At 51.6% G+C, this 22,445-nt stretch carries 17 protein-coding genes and 1 riboswitch; of the genes, 12 read left to right on the top strand and 5 right to left on the bottom strand.

The window, feature by feature from the left end; genetic code table 11:
• The first annotated feature begins 145 nt into the window (after positions 1 to 145).
• The 3 genes from C2I18_RS08395 (at position 146) to C2I18_RS08385 (ending at position 5,725) form a co-directional block, all read left to right on the top strand.
• On the top strand, positions 146 to 1,894 hold the full coding sequence (locus C2I18_RS08395) for an ABC transporter substrate-binding protein (protein WP_249900778.1): 1,749 nt from the start codon (positions 146 to 148) through the stop codon (positions 1,892 to 1,894).
• Between the two features lie 99 nt (positions 1,895 to 1,993).
• The gene (locus C2I18_RS08390) at positions 1,994 to 4,384 is read left to right on the top strand and encodes a glycoside hydrolase family 95 protein (RefSeq protein WP_249900777.1); all 2,391 of its coding nucleotides are present in this window, start codon (positions 1,994 to 1,996) and stop codon (positions 4,382 to 4,384) included.
• A gap of 198 nt (positions 4,385 to 4,582) precedes the next feature.
• The gene (locus C2I18_RS08385) at positions 4,583 to 5,725 is read left to right on the top strand and encodes a transglutaminase domain-containing protein (protein WP_249900776.1); all 1,143 of its coding nucleotides are present in this window, start codon (positions 4,583 to 4,585) and stop codon (positions 5,723 to 5,725) included.
• A 341-nt stretch (positions 5,726 to 6,066) separates the two neighbouring features.
• Here the strand turns inward: C2I18_RS08385 and C2I18_RS08380 are convergent, their stop codons facing one another.
• Both C2I18_RS08380 and C2I18_RS08375 read right to left on the bottom strand, forming a co-directional pair.
• Positions 6,067 to 7,548 carry an amino acid permease gene (locus C2I18_RS08380; RefSeq protein ID WP_249900775.1) on the bottom strand — a complete coding sequence of 494 codons (1,482 nt, stop codon included), beginning with the start codon at positions 7,546 to 7,548 and terminating at the stop codon, positions 6,067 to 6,069.
• 161 nt (positions 7,549 to 7,709) lie between these two features.
• Positions 7,710 to 7,918: riboswitch (Lysine riboswitch) on the bottom strand.
• Between the two features lie 100 nt (positions 7,919 to 8,018).
• Entirely contained in the window at positions 8,019 to 9,152 is a 1,134-nt protein-coding gene (locus C2I18_RS08375) for a virulence factor (protein WP_249900774.1), read from the bottom strand.
• A 160-nt stretch (positions 9,153 to 9,312) separates the two neighbouring features.
• Between C2I18_RS08375 and C2I18_RS08370 the strand changes: the two genes are divergently transcribed.
• Positions 9,313 to 10,308, top strand: a complete 996-nt coding sequence (locus C2I18_RS08370; protein ID WP_249900773.1) for an MBL fold metallo-hydrolase — start codon at positions 9,313 to 9,315, stop codon at positions 10,306 to 10,308.
• 136 nt (positions 10,309 to 10,444) lie between these two features.
• Positions 10,445 to 12,070 carry an ABC-F family ATP-binding cassette domain-containing protein gene (locus C2I18_RS08365; protein WP_249900772.1) on the top strand — a complete coding sequence of 542 codons (1,626 nt, stop codon included), beginning with the start codon at positions 10,445 to 10,447 and terminating at the stop codon, positions 12,068 to 12,070.
• Positions 12,071 to 12,191: 121 nt separating this feature from the next.
• Here C2I18_RS08365 and C2I18_RS08360 read toward each other — a convergent pair whose 3' ends face one another.
• Positions 12,192 to 12,377, bottom strand: a complete 186-nt coding sequence (locus C2I18_RS08360; protein ID WP_249900771.1) for a hypothetical protein — start codon at positions 12,375 to 12,377, stop codon at positions 12,192 to 12,194.
• A gap of 140 nt (positions 12,378 to 12,517) precedes the next feature.
• Here C2I18_RS08360 and C2I18_RS08355 point away from each other — a divergent pair, with 140 nt between their 5' ends.
• Positions 12,518 to 13,396, top strand: coding sequence for a cation diffusion facilitator family transporter (locus C2I18_RS08355; protein WP_249900770.1), 879 nt, complete (start codon positions 12,518 to 12,520; stop codon positions 13,394 to 13,396).
• Positions 13,397 to 13,599: 203 nt separating this feature from the next.
• A complete protein-coding gene (locus tag C2I18_RS08350) occupies positions 13,600 to 14,430 on the top strand; it encodes a C40 family peptidase (RefSeq protein WP_249900769.1) in 831 nt (276 codons plus the stop codon).
• A gap of 215 nt (positions 14,431 to 14,645) precedes the next feature.
• Here C2I18_RS08350 and C2I18_RS08345 read toward each other — a convergent pair whose 3' ends face one another.
• Together C2I18_RS08345 and C2I18_RS08340 are read right to left on the bottom strand one after the other, a co-directional pair.
• Positions 14,646 to 15,038: a hypothetical protein gene (locus C2I18_RS08345; RefSeq protein ID WP_249900768.1), complete on the bottom strand. Its 393-nt coding sequence runs from the start codon at positions 15,036 to 15,038 to the stop codon at positions 14,646 to 14,648.
• A gap of 356 nt (positions 15,039 to 15,394) precedes the next feature.
• Positions 15,395 to 15,565 carry a DUF1328 domain-containing protein gene (locus C2I18_RS08340; RefSeq protein WP_249900767.1) on the bottom strand — a complete coding sequence of 57 codons (171 nt, stop codon included), beginning with the start codon at positions 15,563 to 15,565 and terminating at the stop codon, positions 15,395 to 15,397.
• A gap of 187 nt (positions 15,566 to 15,752) precedes the next feature.
• Between C2I18_RS08340 and C2I18_RS08335 the strand changes: the two genes are divergently transcribed.
• From C2I18_RS08335 to C2I18_RS08315, 5 genes are all read left to right on the top strand, one after another.
• On the top strand, positions 15,753 to 16,259 hold the full coding sequence (locus C2I18_RS08335) for a DUF948 domain-containing protein (RefSeq protein ID WP_481857926.1): 507 nt from the start codon (positions 15,753 to 15,755) through the stop codon (positions 16,257 to 16,259).
• A 77-nt stretch (positions 16,260 to 16,336) separates the two neighbouring features.
• Complete coding sequence (locus tag C2I18_RS08330) at positions 16,337 to 16,870, top strand: hypothetical protein (RefSeq protein WP_249900765.1); 534 nt, start codon at positions 16,337 to 16,339, stop codon at positions 16,868 to 16,870.
• Positions 16,871 to 16,958: 88 nt separating this feature from the next.
• Positions 16,959 to 17,306 carry a YflT domain-containing protein gene (locus C2I18_RS08325; protein WP_249900764.1) on the top strand — a complete coding sequence of 116 codons (348 nt, stop codon included), beginning with the start codon at positions 16,959 to 16,961 and terminating at the stop codon, positions 17,304 to 17,306.
• Positions 17,307 to 17,530: 224 nt separating this feature from the next.
• On the top strand, positions 17,531 to 18,697 hold the full coding sequence (locus tag C2I18_RS08320) for a SpoIIE family protein phosphatase (protein ID WP_249900763.1): 1,167 nt from the start codon (positions 17,531 to 17,533) through the stop codon (positions 18,695 to 18,697).
• Between the two features lie 3 nt (positions 18,698 to 18,700).
• A complete protein-coding gene (locus C2I18_RS08315; RefSeq protein ID WP_249900762.1) occupies positions 18,701 to 22,366 on the top strand; it encodes a response regulator in 3,666 nt (1,221 codons plus the stop codon).
• Positions 22,367 to 22,445: the final 79 nt, after the last annotated feature.

Below are 22,445 nucleotides of genomic sequence, written 5' to 3'. Positions count from 1 at the left end.
GATTGCGCTCCCCCTAGCTAACCTGGTTCCAGGGCAGCTGAAAATTTTATTATTATATTTCTTTTGCAAGCGCTCACAATGGTATATTCAGGTTTAACCTGATATGCATAGATAATTCAACACACATTATTAAGGGGGATTACAAATGAAAAGCAAGAGCATTAAAACCGCTTTTACACTTATGCTCATGAGCTCCATGCTGATTGCAGGCTGTGGCGGTAACAATGCAGCCAATAATACTGCTAACAATAGCGCAGGTACCGATACCGGCAACAATGCAGGAACCAACGCGGCAACCGATGACGGTGCTATGGATACAAGCCCTTTTACAATCTCATTCTTCGGTGCGGATGCAAGTCCAAACTGGGCCAACATGCAGGATGATGTAGGTAAAGCAATCACTGAAAAAACAGGTGTAACGCTTGAGGCCGAATTTGACGTCGGCAGCGGCGGCGGCGACCAAAAAATCGCGATGATGGCTGCGAGCGGTGACGTTCCTGACCTGATCTTCGCTAAAGGAAGTTTGAGCACTCTGGTGGATGCCGGTCTGATTATTGATCTGACGGACCTGATCGAGAAGCATGCTCCGAACCTCAAAAAGGTGTACGGCGAGAACATGAACCGTCTGAAATACAGTCTGGATGATCAAAGCATCTATCAAATTCCTACTAATATGGGTGTCGGCCAGTCCTCCTTCGATGCAACAGGCGGCTTTGAACTCCAGCACCGCGTGCTGAAAGAGCTGGGTTACCCTACAATTCGTACGGTAGCAGACTTTGAGAAAGCGCTGAAGGATTATGTGGCACTGCATCCTGAAACGGATGGCCAGCCTACAATTCCGCTGACACTGAACGCCGATGACTGGAAAATCATGATCACTGTTACGAACCCTGCGTTCATTGCAACAGGTGCACCGGATGATGGTGAATATTATGTAGATCCAGAGACTTATGAAGCTAAGCTTCACTACAAACGTCCGGAAGAAAAAGAATATTTCCGCTGGTTGAACGGCATGTACAACCAAGGACTGCTGGATAAAGATACTTTCGTACAAAAAGATGACCAATACAAAGCAAAAGTGGCCAGCGGCCGTGTACTCGGTCTGATCTCCCAGGAATGGGAATACTCTGATGGTGAAAACGCACTGAAAGCAGCGGGTAAAGATGAGTATACTTATGGTCACTTCCCAGTAACCCTGACTGAAGAGTATAAAGATCACTCCTTCATCCAAACAGGTATCGACGGCTATGGTCTTGCGATTACAACTGCCGCTAAAGATCCTGTCCGCATCATCAAATGGCTTGACTGGATGTCCTCCGATGAAGGCCAAGTCCTGAGAAGCTGGGGTATTGAAGGCAAGCATTACACTGTAAATGCTGAAGGCAAACGTGAAGTTCCGGCTGAAATTTCCGACAGAAAGGCCAATGATGCCGCTGCTTTCCAAAAAGAATCCGGTATTGGACAATACCTGATCTTCGGTGCTCGTTATGGTGACGGCGTGAAGGATCCTTCCGGTAACTATTACACTGCAACCTTCCCTGAAGAAATCGTAGCTGCTTACTCCGAAGCTGAGAAGGAATCTCTTGCAGGCTATGGCGCTACAACATGGAAAGACCTGTTCCCTAAAGAAGATGAGTTCCCTGTCAAAGAAACCGGCGCCCTGTACAACATGCCTGTTCCAACTGACGGCCAATATCAGGTAATCTTCAAGAAGACTCAAGATATCGTGCGCAAGCGTATCCCTGAAGCGATTCTGTCCAAACCGGAAGACTTCGACAAAGTGTATGACGCATTCCTTGCTGAGCTGGACAAAGCCGGCGCACAAGACATGGAAGCAGAATTCACTGAACTTGTGAAGAAGAGAGTATCCCTGTGGACTGGTAAAGATCTGTAAGAAGCAAATAATTCTGATTAGGCAGTAAAATTGCAGCAAAAGGCCCGACTTTGGTCAGGGTCTTTTGCTGTATTTGGATAACATAGGAGGGTGAGAACAATGGGCGGACATCAGCAGAGTAATGCATATAGATTAAAATATAACCAGCCGGCGGCTGTCTGGGAAGAAGCGCTCCCGCTCGGGAACGGTCGCATGGGAGCCATGGTATTTGGCGGCGCGGCGAAAGAACGGTTTCAGTTCAACGAAGATACGTTATGGTCAGGATTTCCGCGGGATACCAACAATTATGAAGCGCTGCGTTATTTGAAGAAGGCACGGGAGCTTGTCAATGAGGGCAGCTATGCCGAAGCCGAGGCTCTGATTAACTCCCGCATGCTTGGCGTGAACTCACAGGCGTATATGCCGCTCGGCAATCTTTACATAGAGCATCCCGGAGCGGAGAATTACAGCGGTTATCTGCGGGAACTGGACCTGGACAGCGGGGTTGCAAAAGTATCCTATAGTACTGAAGCAGGGAGCTTCACAAGGGAAGCGTGGATCAGTGCACCGGACGGCGTTTGCGTGATTCAGGCGGCAAGTGAAGCCAAGGGAGGGCTGAGCCTTTCCCTGTCTTTGGACAGTGAATTGAAGCATGCCGTCAAGCAGGCAGAAGCCGGTAAGCTCGTGCTGCAAGGGCAATGTCCGACCCACATCGCTGACAACTACCACCAGGATCATCCGGGCGCTATCCTGTATGAAGAAGGACTTGGCATGTCGTTCGAGCTGCATTTGCAGGTGCATGCAGAGGGCGGTGAGGTGAAGTATGAGGATGGGAAGCTCGTGATATCCGGTGCTGACCGTGTGCTGCTGCTGCTGGCATCGGCTACCAGCTATGAAGAGCTGAAAAGCCGTGCAGCTCATTTGAAGAAGCCTGCTGCTGCGGGGCCCGGGAAGATCGTAAGCCCTTCAGAGAGCTGTGAAACAAGACTCGCTGCAGCGGCAGCCAAGTCCTGCGAGGAGCTGCTGCAGCGGCACATCAGGGATCACAGCGCGATCTTCCGCCGCGTGGAGCTGGATCTGGGCAGCCGCGGCAAGGATGACCTGCCTACCGATCAGCGGCTGGCCGATTATAAGGACGGAGAAGAGGATCCGGCGCTCGAAGCGCTGCTGTTCCAATATGGCCGTTATCTGCTGATGGGCAGCTCGCGCAGCGGTACCCAGGCTGCCAATCTCCAGGGAATCTGGAATCCTCATGTGACCCCGCCCTGGAACAGCAATTATACGACGAATATCAATACACAGATGAATTATTGGCTGGCTGAGGCAGGAAATCTGAGTGAATTCCATGAGCCTCTGATCGACTTCATTTCGGAACTGAGCGAGACGGGGACGAGAACAGCTGCGGTTCATTACGGTGCGCGCGGCTGGACGGCTCACCATAATGTGGACCTGTGGCGGAGCTCCGTGCCGTCCGGCGGAGATGCCAGCTGGGCCTTCTGGCCGATGGGAGGCGTCTGGCTGTGCCGCCATCTATGGGAGCACTATCTCTATAATCCTTCTGCTGCTTATCTGGAGGAAACAGCCTACCCATTAATGAAAGGCGCAGCTCTGTTCTGTCTCGATTGGCTGGTAGAAGGGCCGGACGGTTATCTGGTAACCAATCCGTCTACTTCCCCGGAGAACCGTTTTGTGACCGCAGACGGCAGAATCAGCAGCGTCGCCTATGGCTCTGCCATGGATATGAGCCTGATCCGCGAGCTGTTCGGGCACTGCATTGAAGCTGCGCAAATTCTGGGGATTGAGCATGAGTTCACTTCAGAACTGCAGGATACACTCCCAAGGCTGTCTCCGCTTAAGATTGCGGAGGATGGCCGCATTCAGGAATGGGGAGAGAATTTCCAGGAATCAGAGCCCGGACACAGACATGTATCCCACCTGTACGGATTGTATCCGGACGATTATATCAATGAACGGGATACACCGGAGCTATTGGAAGCAGCCAGACTGTCGCTGCAGCACAGAATTTCCTCCGGGGGCGGTCATACCGGCTGGAGCTGTGCCTGGCTGATTAATCTGTACGCCAGGCTGAAGGACGGGGAGGAAGCTTACCGTTTTGTCCGTACGCTATTGTCCCGTTCAGCATACCCCAATCTGTTCGATGCCCATCCGCCGTTTCAGATTGACGGGAATTTCGGTGCCGCGGCAGGCATAGCAGAAATGCTGCTGCAGAGCCATCTTGGTGAACTCCGTCTGCTGCCTGCGCTTCCCGGCAGCTGGAAAGACGGCAGGGTTAAGGGTCTCAAGGCACGCGGCGGCCTGGAAGTGGATATGGAATGGCGGAATCATACACTGGTATCCGCACGCATTACAGCAGCGTATGACGGGAAGTGTACACTGCGGTATGACCGTGAGCTGACTGTCCGGCTTGCAGACGGCAGAGCAGCCGCTCCAGGCGGGACGTGGGATGTTAAAGCCGGAGAGGTGTATCTGGTGACGTTGTCCGGATCATAATATAAGAACTGTTACAGCTGCTTTTCCAGCGGGAATTTCCTGCTGGAAAAGCAGCTTTTTTAATGTATCAGAAGCATAAAACCGATAATAATTAATGTAATATATTTAGGTCGTGAGAAGGGAAATCTCCGCATCTAATAATAAAGTACAAACTAACTGGTTTAGCGCCATTATATACAGCAGGAGGCACGGGGGAACATGGCAAAAAAACGTTTATCACTGATGAAGGCTGTTCTTGGGGGAATGATTGTATTCGGCGCATTGCCGCCGGTGGCATACTGGAGCTGGGATCATGCCTATGCTGCTGCAGACTCGGCTGCATATGTGTCTACAAGCGGAATGGCAGAGAAGCTCACCGGGGCAATGAATAACCGCAGGGAGACAATCACGTTTGTCTATAAGGGGAATACAAGCAAGCTGAAATCGCAGATTCAAAGCGCGATTGATCAGGCAATGGGCAGTGATCCGTACTTGTACTATATCATCGACAGCTATGCCTTCTCTTACCGGGGAAGCAGCAGCTCGGCCAATGTGACGGTGCAGGTGGAATACCGTGAAACGCTGCAGCAGACCGCTTACGTTAACAAGCAGGTCAAGGCTATTCTGAAGGAAATTATCCTGCCCGGCATGAACAGCCATCAGAAGGTGAAGGTCATTCATGATTGGGTAGTGCAGCATTTGCAGTATGATAACACGTACAGCAAATATACGGCGTATGAGGGGCTGCAGAGCGGAAGCGCCGTATGTCAGGGATATACTCTCCTTACTTATAAATTGCTGGCGGGAGCCGGTATCCCTAACAAAATTGTGGAAGGGAAGGCAAGGCCGGAAGGAGGCAAAACCGAGTCACATGCCTGGAATCTGGTGCAGCTTGAAGGCAGATGGTATCATCTGGATACGACCTGGGATGATCCGGCGGCGCAGGGCGCAGAGGGAGAAATCAGCACAGCTTATTACATGCGGACAGACTCCCAGATCCGGCGTGACCACAGCTGGACCAAATCCTATCCGGCAGCCTCTGTCAGCTATGCCCAGACGCTGTCCGAGCTGGTCAGCCGCGGCGGCCAGGGGGTAAGTGTCTACAAGAATCTCCAGGAGGTACTGGACTACCGGCTGTATGAAGAAGACCAGATTGTCAGCTCTGCCGCCGGATTGAAGATGCTGGCGAAGCAGGCGGCAGCCTCCGGTCAGCAGTCCCTGCTGTTCCGCTACCGCGGCAGCGAGAAATCTCTGAAAAGTGATCTTCAGGAGCTTTATAACATCGGGCTGAATAATATTTCCTACAACAGCTCGGCTTTTGACAATACAGGGGACTTTAAGGTGTATGTGACCTGGAAGTAGCTGTGTGTTATGGGATAGAAGAAGGGATGCTCCAGCGCGACCAGCGCAGGGCATCCCTTCTTCTACTCTTGATGAGTTCCCCGTAATTGTCCAGTGGAGGAACCGGGCCGAAGCCTTAAGTGTATTTTATGCAGCTAAAGCGGGCTCTTCTTATGTGAGGAGGACTTTACCTGTATTTTCTGCAGCTAAATATCCGCATATCCCACAAAAAGAGACTTGCTGCCATTTTTAAATGTACAGAATACAGTTATACTTCCAAAGCCGTTATTTTGCAGTCTTTTAACTGTAGAAAATACAATTAACCGCTAGCGGCAGGCATGATTCAAGCGGATAGGTCCGGCTTAATCCCCGTTTGTGCTGAGATCACACTTATCCAGCGGCACAATGCTGCTTTTTCTGAACCAGCCGTATCCCAGCCAGATCAAGAGGAACAGCGGCAGGCTGACATAGGACACCAGAATCCCGTACCAGTCGATAGAGTCTCCGGTGAAGGCACCCATATTTTGCCCGAATATAGCAATCAGACATAAGGCCAAAGCGAACAAAGGTCCGAACGGGAACCATCTGGCCCGGTAAGGCAGCTCATCGAGAGAATGCCCCTGCTTCACAAATGCGCGGCGGAAACGGTAATGGCAGACGGCAATCCCCAGCCAGTTGATAAATCCGCACATCCCGGAAGCGTTAAGCAGCCAGTTATACACTGCACCGTCGCCAAAGAATGAGGCCAGAAAGGCCAGCATACCGACAGCTGAAGTCACCAGCAGCGCACCGACAGGAACACCGCGGCGGTTCAGCCTGGCCAGTGCACGCGGAGCCATTCCATCCTTTGCCATTGCGTACAGGACACGGGTGGAGGCATACATTCCGGAGTTGCCGGCAGACAGCACAGAGCTGAGGATGACCGCATTCATGACAGAGGCGGCAATGGCCAGCCCGGCTTTATTGAAGACAATCGTGAACGGGCTGACGCCGATGTCGTCAATGCCGCCGCGCAGAAGGTCGGGATTGGTGTATGGAATCAGCATACCGATGACGAAAATTGCGAAAATGTAAAAGATCAGGATGCGCCAGAATACCTGGCGGATCGCCAGCGGCACATTGCGGCGCGGATTTTCGCTCTCACCGGCGGCAACACCGACCAGTTCCGTGCCCTGAAAGGAAAATCCTGCAGCCATAAATACACCGACAAAGGCGAAGAATCCGCCGTGGAAGGAGCTTCCTCCAAGCTGGAAGTTGCTGAAGCCTACAGCTTCGCCGCCCATGATGCCAAAAATCATCAATACACCGACAGCCAGGAAGACAATCACGGTGACGATCTTGATGATTGCAAACCAGTATTCTGATTCGCCGTATCCGCGTGAAGAAAGGAAGTTCAGACCGAACATCAGCACCAGGAACAGCAGGCTCCAGAGCATCGAGTTGCTGTCCGGGAACCAGTATTTGATGATTACGGTCGCTGCAGACAGCTCGGCGGCAATGGTTACAGCCCAGTTATACCAGAAGTTCCAGCCGATGGCGAAGCCGAAGGCCGGGCTGACAAAGCGGGTGCCGTAGGTGCTGAAGGACCCGGAGTCCGGCAGGTAGGTGGCCAGCTCACCAAGGCTGGTCATGAGGAAATACACCATAATACCGACTGCCGCATAGGCAAGCAGCGCACCTCCAGGTCCGGAGGAGGCGATAGCGCCGCCGCTGGCCAGAAACAGGCCTGTACCGATGGAGCCGCCGAGGGCGATCATCGTCAGGTGCCTGGCCTTGAAGGTTTTACGTAAAGCAGGGGCGGCAGGTGGACTGCCGTTTCCTGCAGGGGACAGCTTATCCTGCATAATATAGAACACTCCTTTTGAATTTGTGCGTGTCCGTTCAATAGGGGGAGTGGTGAATGCTGTTGTCCCGGCATTTCCGGAAGCGGCATGCCCGGCAAACGCAAAAAAAACCGCAGACGGATTCTGCGGTTTTCTGTATTACAGCTCCGCATCATACTCCCTGTTAAGATAGCGCAACACAATGTATCCCGCAGTCCTAAGACTTGCGGGCACCGTGACAGTTCCGTGCCTGTTCGGCAGCGGCCCCAGTCTTTGCGGCAATTAGAGCAGCGGCAAAGACTTCGGCGGATATTCCTTTCCGCAGCGTTTCACAGACGGCTCTGGCGTCTCCACGCGCGTACTCTTAATATTCGCGACCTCTACCTCATCTTGGGTATGATGAGGCTATCTTTATACAATGTTGAACACAACAGGGACTAGTATAATGCAAGCTCTGTGATCGGGCAATGACAAATAGCGGCAGGTTTGCGTCAGCTCCGGCGCCGTTCGGACATCTGCTGCCAGACGGTTCCGGCCGCTTCCTCACCGGAAGAAATGCGCTCAAGAGCCATACGGGCCTGCAGTCCGACCTCGAACTCGGGATCCTCCGCGGCAAGCGTCAGGGCTTCCTGGGCATCTGCTGTACCCACCTCATAGAGGAAGCGGGCAGCCCGCCAGCGGACCAGCTTGCTGGCATCCGTCAGCGCCGCCGTCATCACAGGCGTCGCCGCCGGATCGCCGATGTCGGACAGCGTATCGCCTGCCGTGCGCCGCACGGCCGGGCTGCTGTCTCCCATCGCCTCATAGAGCAGCTCCATCGCCTCAGGCGTGCGGATGTCGCCAAGATACACGACCGCAAGCCTGCGGATATGCAGCTTGGGGTCGTGGAGCGCCGCCCGCAGCTCCGGCAGGAGCGCAGCCGCCGGCTCAAGATCCTCCAGCGCGGCGTAGCGCACGCGCCAGTCTTCATCCTTCAGGTCTCGCAGCAGCTCGGCCTGTTCTTTCTTGCGCCGCTGCTCGATGAACTCGCCGGCGGTTCCGTGCGCGATGGCCTGCTGCACGAGAGAGTCGAGGCGTTCCTGCGGATACGCCGCCTCCAGCTCCTGTTCCACTTCGCGCGCGATTTCGGCGGGCTCGCCGTAGCGGACGCCGTAGTCGCTGAGCTTGCGCTCCTTGATCAGCACGGCGCTGGCGACATCGGTGACCGCCTGCGTGAAGCGTGAAGCGAGGGAGATGCGCTCCTCGTGTGCGCCCGTCTTTACGCGGATCTGAATCGGGATGCCGCGGAACATCTGCACGAATACCTGCGATTCCCCAAAATGGGCTCCCGCATTCTCATCGGCAGGGTCAAAGTCCGCGCTTAACCCGTCAGCGCCGAAGCGGCTCTGGACTTCGCGGAGAATCGCTGCCCAGTCGGCACTGCCCTTACGCTCCAGGGCGGCAAAGTCGGCAGCGTGATAGATGCTGGTAACGCCCGGAATGCCCAGCATATCCCGCGCCCAGGCAGGCGCAGTACGCTGGCTTTCCGGAGTGTATGTCCGGCGTATGCCGGGCTCGAGGCTTTCGTCCAGATGAAGCTTCATCGTATTTGGACTAGGAGTCGGTTCAATAAATGTGATCTTCATACGTTAAGCTCCCCTTTGAACGGTACAATACCGTGGTCTTTATCCGCATTTTACATCATTTCCATGGCTGAATACAAAGGCGGCCATGCCGCCGCAGCGCTTAAGGAGAAGGTAAAATGGGTAAAATTTGTACTGAATGCTGCTAAGGAGAGATGCCGTTATGGCTAAAATAAGATACAAAAATATTGATAACGTCGGTGTCGACAAGACGCTTAAGGAATTGCGCCAGTGGCGTGAGGAGCGGAGGACCAAGAAGAAAGACTACTCCTATAAAGTACCGAATCATCCGCCGGAGCTGACCTACCTGACAGGGAACCGGCTGGATACGACCATCACCTGGATCGGCCATTCCACCTTTTTTCTGCAGTATGAGGGTTTGAACATCATAACCGACCCGATCTGGGCACGCAGACTGGGCTTCGAGAAACGGATCGGCCAGCCGGGCATTCCGCTGAATGAGGTCCCGCCGGTGGATCTGATTCTGATCTCGCATTCCCATTATGACCATCTGCATTTCCCTTCGGTCCGCAAGCTGTATAAAGCGTCCACCAAAATTATAGTGCCGGCCGGCCTGAAGCGGAAAATGCTCCGCAGGGGCTTTCCGAACTGCCAGGAGATGCAGTGGTGGGAGGAGCTGACGGTGGGTCCGGTGAAGCTGACGTTCGTACCGACCCAGCACTGGACGCGGCGGACGCCTTTTGACACCAACAGCTCCCACTGGGGCGGGTATGTGCTTCAGCCGTCAAATCCGGGGCAGCACCCGGAGGGAGAAGGGGACGGGACAAAGCGCAAGCTCCCGCCGAACCTTTATTTCGCCGGAGACAGCGGTTTTTTTCCGGGCTTCAAGGAGATCGGCAGCCGCTTCAAGCTGCATATTGCCCTCATGCCGATCGGGGCGTATGAGCCGGAGTGGTTCATGAGCTCGCAGCATGTCAACCCGGAGGAAGCGGTGCAGGCTTTTCTTGATGTGGGGGCAGAGCTGATGATCCCGATGCATTTCGGAACCTTCAGGCTGGCTGATGACACGGCGCGTGAAGCGCTGGACCGGATGGATCTGGCCCGGAAAGCCCATGGAATAAGCGCGGAGCGGATCCGTACATTAGGTTACGGAGAGACGCTGATCGTGCATCCGGAAGAGCGTTATGCCGGGGATTAGGACGGAAATACCGGAAGAGAGAACCTTTTTCCTAATTTTGCGCCAAAACCATGTTAACAGGCTTTCTTGCAGCCTTTTTTGCTTGATTTTATGCTATAATGAGCCGGAACCTATGTGAAAAGGATGGTAATGCTTAATGATTAGTACAAGCGGCGTAACACTCCGCTACGGAAAGCGCGCACTATTTGAGGATGTAAACATAAAATTCACACCCGGTAACTGCTACGGCCTCATTGGGGCCAACGGCGCCGGAAAATCAACTTTTCTGAAAATTTTGTCCGGCGAGATTGAAGCGAACACCGGTGAAGTGCATATTACACCCGGCGAGCGTATGGCAGTCCTCAAGCAGAATCATTTTGAATACGACGAATATCCGGTGCTGGAGACCGTAATTATGGGCCACACCAGACTGTATGACATCATGAAGGAGAAGGATGCGCTATATGCCAAAAGCGACTTCTCCGAAGCTGACGGACTGCGTGCCGGCGAGCTTGAAGGCGAATTTGCCGAGCTGAACGGCTGGGACGCGGAGCCTGATGCTGCCGCCATGCTGATCGGTCTGGGAATTATGCGTGAAATGCATGACAAAAAAATGGCCGAACTCAGCGGCAACGAAAAGGTCCGGGTACTGCTTGCGCAAGCCCTGTTCGGACGTCCGAACAACCTGCTGCTCGATGAGCCTACCAACCACTTGGATCTCGAATCCATCGGCTGGCTGGAGAACTTCCTCATGGACTACGAAGGCACCGTTATCGTGGTATCCCATGACCGGCACTTTTTGAACAAGGTCTGCACCCACATTGCGGACATCGACTTCGGCAAAATTCAGATGTATGTAGGGAACTACGACTTCTGGTATGAGTCCAGCCAGCTGGCACAGACGCTGCAGCGTGATGCCAACAAGAAGAAGGAAGACAAGATCAAGGAACTTCAGGCGTTCATCCAGCGCTTCTCCGCCAATGCTTCCAAGTCCAAACAGGCGACTTCCCGGAAGAAGCAGCTGGAGAAGATTACCCTGGATGACATCCGTCCGTCCAACCGGAAGTACCCGTTCCTCAACTTCAAACCGGAGCGAGAAGCCGGCAAGCAGCTGCTTACCGTCAGCGGCCTCAGCAAATCGGTGGAAGGCGAGAAGCTGCTGGATGAATTCAGCATTGTGGTGAACAAGGGTGACAAGATTGCTTTTGTAGGTCCGTATTCCCAGCCGAAATCCCTGCTGTTTGATATCCTCATGGGCGAGAAGGAAGCGGATGCCGGTGAATATTCCTGGGGCGTAACGACCACTCAGGCTTATTTCCCGAAAGACAACTCCAGCTATTTCGACGGCGTGAATCTGAACCTGGTGGAATGGCTGCGCCAGTACTCCAAGGATCAGGATGAGACCTTCCTGCGCGGATTCCTGGGCCGGATGCTGTTCTCCGGAGAAGAAGCGCTGAAGAAAGCAAGCGTGCTGTCCGGGGGAGAAAAGGTCCGCTGTATGCTGGCCAAAATGATGCTGAACGGTGCGAATGTGCTCGTGTTTGATGAGCCTACCAACCACTTGGATCTGGAATCCATCACGGCGCTGAATAACGGCCTGATTGATTTTGACGGAACGATCCTGTTTACCTCCCATGACCATCAGTTCATTCAGACGATCGCCAACCGTATCGTTGAAATTACACCGGCAGGTGTTATCGACCGTACCATGAGCTATGATGAATATCTGGAGAATCCGGAAATCAAGGAAATGCGCCAGCGCATGTATCCTGTTGAAGCTTAATCTTAAATGAACCAATGAACCTTATCCGTTCATAATAAAAACGGCTGCGTGATCCCGCAAAGGATTACGCAGCCGTTTATGTTCAAATATAGGATGATATTACATGCAGGCAGTCCAAAGACTATGAGCCACCGGTCCGGCGGCGCTGGTTATTCGGCTTTTTGTTGTTCTGGCTCTTCAGCGGTTTGGCCGAGCCGGCCTGGAACGTTGAACCGGGTTTGTTATTGGCCTGCTGCTTCTTCTGCTCCAGCTTTTTACGGATCGCATCCGCCAGATTGACTTTACCTTTTTCGTTGTTTTCGCTCATATTGTTACCCCCTTATGAAGCAAGTCCTTACACTTTATTCTAATTGTTTTTAAAAGCTCCTACAAGGGCAAGAATAATTCAAAGAATGATTTCCCGGAATGGGGAAAAAGTATAATGAGCTATAGGGAGGGATACCGCAAATGGCCGATATTTACGGGGATATACGAAAAGGTGAACGGGGGGCCATGGTCAGTATTGCCGCTTATCTTGTGCTGTCGGCTTTCAAGCTGGTCAGCGGATACCTGTTTCATTCCAGTGCGCTGCTCGCAGACGGCTTCAATAACCTGACAGACATTGTCGCTTCGGTGGCTGTGCTGATCGGCCTGCGCATTTCGCGTAAGCCGCCGGACTCGGATCATCCATACGGCCATTTCCGGGCCGAGACGGTAGCGGCGCTGCTGGCTTCTTTTATTATGGCGGTGGTTGGAATCCAGGTTATTGTGGAAGCTGTCCGCTCCTTGTTTGAAGGGGCCAAGGCTATTCCGCAGATCTGGTCTGCCGGGGTGGCCATTGTGTGTGCAATCGCCATGATGGGGGTATATATATATAACAGGCGGCTTGCCAAAAGGATTAACAGCGGTGCTTTAATGGCTGCGGCCAAGGATAATTTCTCGGATGCGATGGTCAGTATAGGTGCTGCAGTCGGGATTATCGGGGCGCAGTTCGGCTTGCCCTGGATCGACTCGGCAGCTGCGGTTGTGGTCGGACTGCTGATTTCCAAGACGGCTTGGGATATTTTCCGGGATTCGACTTACCGCCTGACGGACGGCTTCGATGAGGACAGACTGCTCGATCTGCGCAGTTCCATTGCCCGGATTCCCGGAGTGGAAGGCATCAAGGATCTCAAAGCCCGTGTCCATGGAAATCATGTACTGGTGGATGTGGTTGTGGAAGTGGATGCGCAGATTACAGTAATGGCGGGGCATGAAATCAGCGATACGATTGAAGAGCAGATGAGCAAGCTTCATAACATTATGAGCGTACAGGTACATGTGGAGCCCAAAGAATCTGCCACCTGATTTTTTTCTAATTCACTGTAATTTCCACCAAATCCAAGGAGAATTCAAGACTATAGACCTGCTGCTTACCATAAAGTGGCAAGGCTTTTTATGAAATTCGGAGCATGTTTGAGTTCCCGGCTCAGCCTATAATGAGGGCAGAAAGCAACAAACGTAGCGCGCGCCGTTGTTGAATTTCTCATTAAGCTAAGCGGGGGAACGCTATGATCATATCACACAGGAAACTTGCAGCATCAATTTTGGTCGCGGCATCGCTTGCGGTATCATGGGGAGTGGTTAGCCCGCAGCAGTCATTCGCGGCTTCTGCTTCTAAAGGTTCTGCAGTGACGGCTTCAGCAGCACTTACAGGCACCATTCAATCTTCAGTACGTCTGCGCACCAGCCCTTCTACAAGCGGCAAAGTGCTTAAATACTTGAAACAAGGCGACCGGGTTACAATCCTGGAGAAAACCAACAGCTATTGGTACAAGGTTAGAACAGCTGACGGTGATGTCGGCTATACAAGTACAGCCAGCCAGTATATATCAACAGGCGGCGGAACGTCGTCATCAGCACCGGCGGGAGCGCCGGTACCAACACCTCCGGCGCAGTCGCCGGCTGTCATTGAGAAAGTAATTGCCGCAGGCATGGGCTATCTGGGAACCCCGTATGAATACGGGTCCAGCAGAAGCAATACCCGCACCTTTGATTGTTCCGACTTCATCCGGCAAATTTTTCTGGATGGAGCGGACTTGAAGCTCCCGGCCGATTCCCGGCAGCAGGGAACCTGGGTGAAGGAGAACAGTAATGCGGTTACGGATATATCCAAGCTGAAACGCGGAGATCTGATGTTCTTTATGGAGTATAGAGGCAGCTCGGCCTCAGCGTATGCAGGAGTCAACAAGTCTACGGCAAGAATTACGCATGTAGCCATGTATTTGGGAGACGGACAGATTCTGCAGACTTATTCTGTTTCATCTGGCGGAGTAAGAGTAGATAAATTAAGCGCTTCCTGGATGAATCGTTTCCTTTACGGGGGATCGGTCATCCGCTAAAATAAATAATAGAACAGGAAGCAGCAACAGCACAGGTTTGTGACGGGTGATAGGCCGGATGTTGTACGGGGCTATTCTTTCAGTAGAACTTTCTACTTGAGGGGATAGCTTTTCCTGTGTCCAAAAAAACCGGCGGACAAATCGTCCGCCGGCCGCGTGTATGTACGCCCTCAAAGGGCGTGATTCATAGCATTCAGAGGTTCTTGTATCGATTCTTATGGAGTGATTACATAAGCGGATGCAGGAACCTTGATCCATGCTTTACCCAGCCATGTATAGATTTCTCTCCACTCATTACCCCAAGTATCAGTCATAACATTTCCTGTTGTATCAATGGTTTGCGCACTCAGCCAGCCAGCCGGAGTCAGGCTGTCCATGGAAAAGTGGAATGGAGTTGCTTTGGTCAGGATAATTTGAGGAGTCGCAGGTTTGATATCCGCTGGTGTGATTACTGTTTCAAATTGGTCTCCATAAGCACTGCCGGTTACTGTTGCTGGGGTTGTTGTTGCGGCATCGGTAGTTGTACCTGTCACTTCTGCTGCAGAAGCAGTTGCGGCGATGGAGGCCATAAGACCTAATGCTACTGTTAGACTGGCTAATTTTTTCATAAATGATTCCTCCTAGTGTGGTTTGATTTAGTGGTATTTTTCCATGTTTCACTGTGCTAATAAGCATGTAAACAAAAAGTGGCGGGAGTGAACCATCCACTTTATTTTTTATTATATCTTTTCATTCCGCCGCCAAGAACCTATCCTTCTCCCAGTTGTATAATATAGTCTCAGGATGATGAATAAGATATATGAATAAGAAGGGGAGGAACAGGATGACGGAGCCCGATTACATAAAAAAGCCCGGAACTCCCCCAAGGGAGAGTCCGGACCAAACTTACCTGTATCCGCAGCAAATCTGCAGACCGGCGAAGCTTCGCACAAAGATATAAATCGGAGACAGGGTTCCAGATACGCTACATGGATCTTCCCCTGCGTCCGGTGAAGAGTGAAATGACAAACAAGGCCAGGAAAAGGAAGAACAATACTTTGGCAACAGTAACGGCTGCGCCTACAAGAATATTAAAGAAGCCGAATACACCAGCAATCAGTGCAACTAACAGCAGAATTACTGACCATTTCAGCATGGGATGTCATCCTTTCTGTATGGTGGTGTAGTCAATGTTTAAACGGTACGACTTCCTTTGAAACAATTGGGGAGAAGCGGGTCTTTAAGGCGCTTGACCTGTTGTTTCGGCCTATTGGCGTAAGGGTAACTATGCAGTATTAAGGCAGAGCAAGCCGACAATTTATGATGTGGAAGGGGTTTTTATGATGATCATTGAACTTAGTGTAGCACTAGCTGCCGTTGCATTCGCCGTACTTGTCTTCTTTTTAATTAAAACCTTGAACTCAGCGAAGGAATCCCTCGACAAGGTCAGCCAGACTCTGCAGGAAGTCCAAAAGACGGTTGATGAGCTTACTTATGAAGTCAAAACCACCGTCAGACATGCCAATGACATTACCGCAGATGTTCAGAACAAGATTCAGAAGATTGATCCGATTGTAGATTCTGTCAAGAACCTTGGTGATGTGATGAACGAACTGACACTGACGGTCAAACAGGCATCGGTAACCGTGATTGAGAAATACCGCAAATCGCGCGAACTGAAGGATAAGGCTAAAGCGGTGTCCATCGACAATGCCCAGCTGACACCTGCTGAAGAGCGTACAGTCAAATCCTATGATGCAGCATATGCAAACAAAGGTGCGGGAAAAATAGCATTGGCGCTGAAAGGCGTAGATGCTGCAGCCTCAATCTGGCAGAAATTCCGCCGTTAATCATTAGAGAAAATTATAAGAACGGCAGGGCTTTCACTTCTTAGCGGATGCACATCAAGAAAGGCGGGATGGTACACATGAATATTTTTGTTCTCTTGCTTAGTCTGCTTTCCCCATACTTTTCTCCGTCCCCGCAGAATGAGTCTGTTCCTGCCGCTCTCTTCACGGTGCAGCCCCAGGTTGTGCTCGCGTTCGAACACAGCCTGGGGTCCAGCCCCTACATAGAAAGCTTTGAATCCCTGGCAGGAGTTTCCCTCTACATGCCGGAGGAAGAGCTGGTCAGGGTGAAAGGCGAGCCGCTATCAGTTGCTTCCGATCCCTGGCAGGAGTGCCTTGAATATGTATACGCTGATATGTCAGCAGGCATTTGCAGCGGGGCCGTCCTGTACGTTCATGTAACGCCAGAACAGGCCGGGCAATTCGGGCTGCAGCTGAACGGCAGGGAGATTGACCCTGCGCAGGATAAGATACGCGAGCTGCTAGGCTCCCCGGATTTTGTTGCCGAAGACGGCGATGTTTACTTAAGAGGAAGCGATGCCTTGAAAATTTACCGTAATGCCGGCACAGGAGAATGGGCAGGCATTGATTTATTTGACGGAAATTCTTCTTGAGTGTTTCACCCGCAGTAAAAGCGGGTAATGAGCATACAGTATCTTTTTTTGGTATATTCCTCTACCTCATATTAAGGAGTGTGATTTCATGGATTCAATCGGTACTATGGCGTATGCCAAGCTGCTGGAGAACGGTGTTCAGGCGATCGAAGAAGTGAATTCGCTACGTGACAGCGGCTATGTTAAAGATGACCTGTATGTCATCAGTCATGATCAGGACCGTGAAGGCCGCATTATTGATGCAGCTGACACCAATGAGGTAGGTCTTAGTGAAGAAGGCCTGTTTGGGGCAATCGCCAATCTGTTCCGTTCACGCGGAGATGCACTAAGATTCAAAATTACATCTTTGGGCTTTAGTGAAGCAGAAGCCAGATTTTATGAGAAAGAGCTCGATAAGGGCAAGGTTCTCGTAATCGCCAAAAGAAAATCCGAGTAGCACTTTCAGTGACGCTTCATGAAGCTATAGCCAATAGCGTAACCTCCAGTCCCACTGCTGTTAGTGGAGCTGGAGGTTACTTTGTTGAAGGTCGGTGTATTTACAGGCAGATCTGCCAATTTATAGAGAGTTGGAAATAGAGCGGATAAATATCGTATGATAGAACTATGGACTTGCGGGATTTGAAGGCTCTAATACTACTAATCGTGCGAGGTGAAGAAAGCTTGAGAATATTAATTGTAGACGACAATCCAACCAATGTAATCATCATCCGTGAGATCCTCAAAAAAGAAAATTACCGGAATTTTATTACCGCATCTTCCGCCAAAGAAATGCTGAAGCTGCTGGGGATCGGCTCCGCAGATGGAGAGGGCGGCAAGCAGCAGTCAGATATAGACCTGATTCTGCTCGATATGATGATGCCTGAAATGGATGGAATTGAAGCCTGCCGTGTCGTTCAGGAGTATGAGCATTTGAAGGATATTCCCATCATTATGGTTACGGCTGTCGGCGACTCCAAAAAACTGGCCGAAGCTTTGGATGCAGGGGCAGTGGATTATGTAACAAAGCCGATTAACAAGGTTGAGCTTATGGCCCGTATCCGGCTGGCGCTGAGGCTCAAACGCGAAAAGGACTGGCACAAAGAGCGGGACCAGCGGATACAGGATGAGCTGAAGCTCGCTGCGCTTGTGCAAAGCGCCGTACTAAGCCTGCCTATTACAGATGAGCGGTTTGAAGTTAACGCGATATACCAGCCATCCTTTGAGCTGGCCGGTGATTTATATGCCTGGTACCCGCTGGGCGATGGAAGATATGCTGTGATTTTGCTCGATATGATGGGCCATGGCATTTCCTCGTCGCTTTTTTGCATGTTCCTGGCCTCCGTACTGAAGGATACCGTAACGACCTATGTCGAGCCTGAGAAGGTAATCCAGGAGCTGAACAGGCGTTTCAACCAGCTCTATATTGAGAAGCAGCTGGTCCAGTACTATTTTACAGCCATTTATATGGTTATTGATACCCGCTTGAAACGGATTGATTATGTGAATGCAGGTCATCCGCCAGGATTGTTCTTTGAAGGGAATGCCAAGACACCGGTGCTGTTGGAGAGCAATTGTCATCCTGTAGGCCTCTTTGACCGGATCGATATTCAGCCGCAGACCTTGAGCTATGAGGAAGACGGACATCTTGTGCTGTACACCGACGGCCTGCTGGAAATGGCTGAAGGAGACCAGGAGGAACAGCTGAAGTTCATGGTCCGGAATCTGAACGGGGGGCATGGATGGGATGAAGCACCTATGCGGGAGGCTTTCTTCATTGATGAACCTGAACAGGAGCGCGATGACGACAAGTGTCTGGTGTGGATTTCGCTGAAGAAAGGACAGGAATAGGAAATGAAAATAAAGGCGAAGCTGCTGATCGGCTTTGGAGCCATGCTGGCCATTATGGTGGTTCTTACCACGATAGGGTATGACCGGCTTAATTATATGAACCATCAGCTTGACAGCTTTCAGGCAAGATATGACAAGGGCCGCGCCTCTTCGGGACTCCGGGGGGAAGTTAACGATATGGCCCGCATATTGACTACCGCGATGCTTAATGCAGATACGCTGACCATTGACTCGCAAAAGGATGAAATTTTAATAAAAACCGGCAAAGCGGATAATTATCTCCAGACAATAAGAGACTCGATGACCACGGTGGAAGAGATGCAGATGCTGGACCGGATAGTGACAGCCTATGATTCCTATCTGAATTACCAGAACAAGGCGCTTAATATGCTCGAAGCCGGTTATTTTCAGAATGCCAACACGTACCGCAACGCCGAAGGACAGGACATTCAGAACGAAGTGCTGAACAGCCTGAACAGCCTGTCTGATTACAATGCCTACCAGATGTCAGAACTGACCAACGAGGCCCAGGTGGCCTCTGAGCGTTCTATCCAGATGGTGATGATGATTATGGTGCTGGGACTGCTCCTTGGACTTGGCGTCATTTTGTGGGTGATTCCTAGTATTACACGCGGCCTGAATGTTGTATCCATGATGATTACAAGCTTTGGCAACGGCAAGATGAAGGCCATCCGGCGGATTAAAGTCAGATCCAAGGATGAAATTGGTGATGTTGCCCGTGTATTCCAGGAGATGGCCGAGGATATTGAACAGAAGCAGGAATTGGAAAAGGCTTATTCGCAGGCGCAAAGTGACCAGGCCTGGCTCAATGCCAATATTGCCCGGGTTACTGAGCTGCTGCGGGGTGTGAATTCACTGGAACAGGTGTCACAGACCTTTATCAGTGAGTTTACGCCTGTGCTGGGCGGCCAGTACGGAGCGATTTATCTTCAGGACCGCAACAATCCTGATCTGCTTGTCAGCACTGCCTTTTATGCCGGTGAAGAAGGGGCTTCTCCAAAAGAAAGCTTCGAAATCGGACAAGGGCTGGTTGGACAAAGTGCACTCGACAAAAAGCCGATTAAGCTCACTGAAGCTCCGGCGGATTACATTTCCGTATCCTCCGGACTTGGGAATTCCCATCCCGGCAACATCACAATTTATCCTGTACTATTTGAGGACGAGCTTCTCGGTGTTGTTGAATTCGCTTCGTTTACACCGTTTTCGACGCTCCAGAGTGAACTTCTGCACCAGCTGGTCAATAATCTGGGGGTTATTCTGAATAATATCAGCCGCAGACTGGTTGTAGAAGAGCTGCTGCGCGAATCCCAGGCGATGACTGAAGAGCTGCAGTGCCAATCGGAAGAGCTGCAGACACAGCAGGAGGAGCTCCGCCGTTCCAATGAGAACCTGGAAGAACAGACCAATGCGCTTAAGCGTTCGGAAGAACAGCTGCAGCGCCAGCAGGGCGAACTGGAGCATTACAATATTGAGCTTGAAGCCAAGACCCGGGCCCTTGAGGAGCAGGTGCAGGAAGTCGAGGAGAGGAAAGATGAGATCGAGCATGCCCGCAACCAGCTGGAGAAGCAGGCTCAGCAGCTGGCCATTACCGGCAAGTATAAATCGGAATTTCTTGCCAATATGTCCCATGAGCTGCGGACTCCGCTTAACAGCCTGCTGATTCTTTCCCAGCTGCTCACTGAGAATAAAGAAGGCAACCTGAATGAGAAGCAGGTGGAATTCGCGCATACCATCTATATGTCCGGTGCCGATCTGCTGAAGATGATAGACGAAATTCTGGATCTCTCCAAGGTTGACGCCGGTAAAATGGAGCTGAACTATGAAGAAATCCCGATGACGGATCTCAAGACCTTCGTGAAGCAGAATTTTGCTCCGCAGGCTGTCAAGAAGGGCTTGTCTTTACGCCTTTCCTTTGATGAGCCGCTGCCTGACAATATTTATGCCGACAGCCACAGGCTGAAGCAGATTCTCCGTAATCTGCTCTCCAATGCCTTCAAATTCACGAGCCAGGGCTTTATCGAGTTCTCGGTAAGCCATGCGGATCCGGAACAGCTGCCGTCTTACCTGCCTAAGGATTATGACTATATTGCCATGGCCGTGAAAGACAGCGGCATCGGCATTCCGTCAGACAAGATGGACATTATTTTCGAAGCCTTCCAGCAGGTGGATGGAACAACCAGCCGGAAATACGGCGGTACAGGTCTCGGCTTATCGATCAGCCGCGAGCTGGCCCGGCTCATGGGCGGCGGTATAGGCCTGGAGACCCGTGAGGGAGAAGGCAGCACGTTTACGCTCTATCTGCCGGTCGAAGGCTATTACAGCCTGCTGCCGGGCGCTGTGGAGGCTGCAGCCGCAAAGGAGATGTCACTGGCAGAGTATGGTGTGCAGTTGCAGCCTGTGCAAGCCGGCAGAAATGCATCTTTGGCACTCTCACCTGTAGTGATTGAGGATGACCGTGAAGGGCTGGTTCCGAACGACAAGGTTCTGCTTATTGTCGAGGATGATGAGAGCTTTGCCAAGATCCTGCTCGATATGGCCCGCACCCGCGGGTTCAAGGGGCTGGTAGCCCTGCAGGGGGATATCGGACTCGCCATGGCCAAGTCCTATCTGCCGGATGCCATTATACTTGATATCCAGCTGCCGGTTACAGACGGCTGGTCCATCCTCCGGGAGCTCAAGGGCTCCTCGCAGACACGCCATATTCCGGTACATGTCATTTCTGTGAATGATGAAGTAAAGCAGGGCCTGATGATGGGAGCTATGGCATACTTAAGAAAGCCGTCTTCCAAAGAAGCGCTTGAGCGGGCCTTTTCGCAGATTGAGAACTATACAGCCAGCACGCTGAAGCGTCTGCTCATTGTTGAGGATGATGATATCCAGCGCCGGTCCATTATGGAGCTTATCGGACATGATGATGTGGCCATTACGGCGGTTTCCGGCGGCCTCGATGCACTTGAAGAGCTGCACAAGCAGAAATATGACTGCATGGTTCTGGACCTGATGCTGGACGATATGGACGGCTTTGAGCTGCTTGACCAGATCCGTGATGATGCAGCGCTGAATGATCTTCCGATTATTATTTATACCGGCAAGGATCTGGACAGTAAAGAAGAGACAAGACTGCGTAAATATGCAGAATCGATTATCATCAAAGACGTACGGTCACCGGAAAGGCTGTTGGATGAGACAACGCTGTTCCTGCACCGGGTGGAGGCAAACCTTCCGGAGGATAAGCGTAAAATCCTGCAAAAGCTGCACAATAAGGAAGAACTGTTCGACGGCAAAAAAATACTGCTTGTCGACGATGATATCCGTAATGTTTTTGCCCTCTCCAGTGTGCTGGAGGGATACCATATGGAAGTAACCTTTGCGGAGAACGGCCGTGAGGCACTGGATATATTGTCAGAGAAGGAAGACTTTGACCTGGTGCTCATGGATATGATGATGCCGGAGATGGATGGATATGAGGCGATGCGTCTGATCAGACAAATGCCGCAGTTCCAGAAACTGCCGATTATTGCGCTCACCGCCAAAGCGATGAAGGAAGACAGAGTCAAGTGTATTGAGGCCGGAGCCTCCGATTATATGAAGAAACCGATCAGTACGGATCAGCTTCTTTCATTAATGCGTGTCTGGCTGTATTCGTAAGCGTGAAATTTGGGTAATAGGTTTACAGTATCAACAACAACCAGTCCGGAATACGGTAGGGATTAGGGGAGTCCGATAT

It is taken from the genome of Paenibacillus sp. PK3_47 (assembly GCF_023520895.1).
Taxonomy (GTDB): Bacteria; Bacillota; Bacilli; order Paenibacillales; family Paenibacillaceae; genus Paenibacillus_AQ.
Note: the sequence above shows the minus strand (reverse complement) of the source record. Positions and strands in the feature narration are given on the sequence as shown.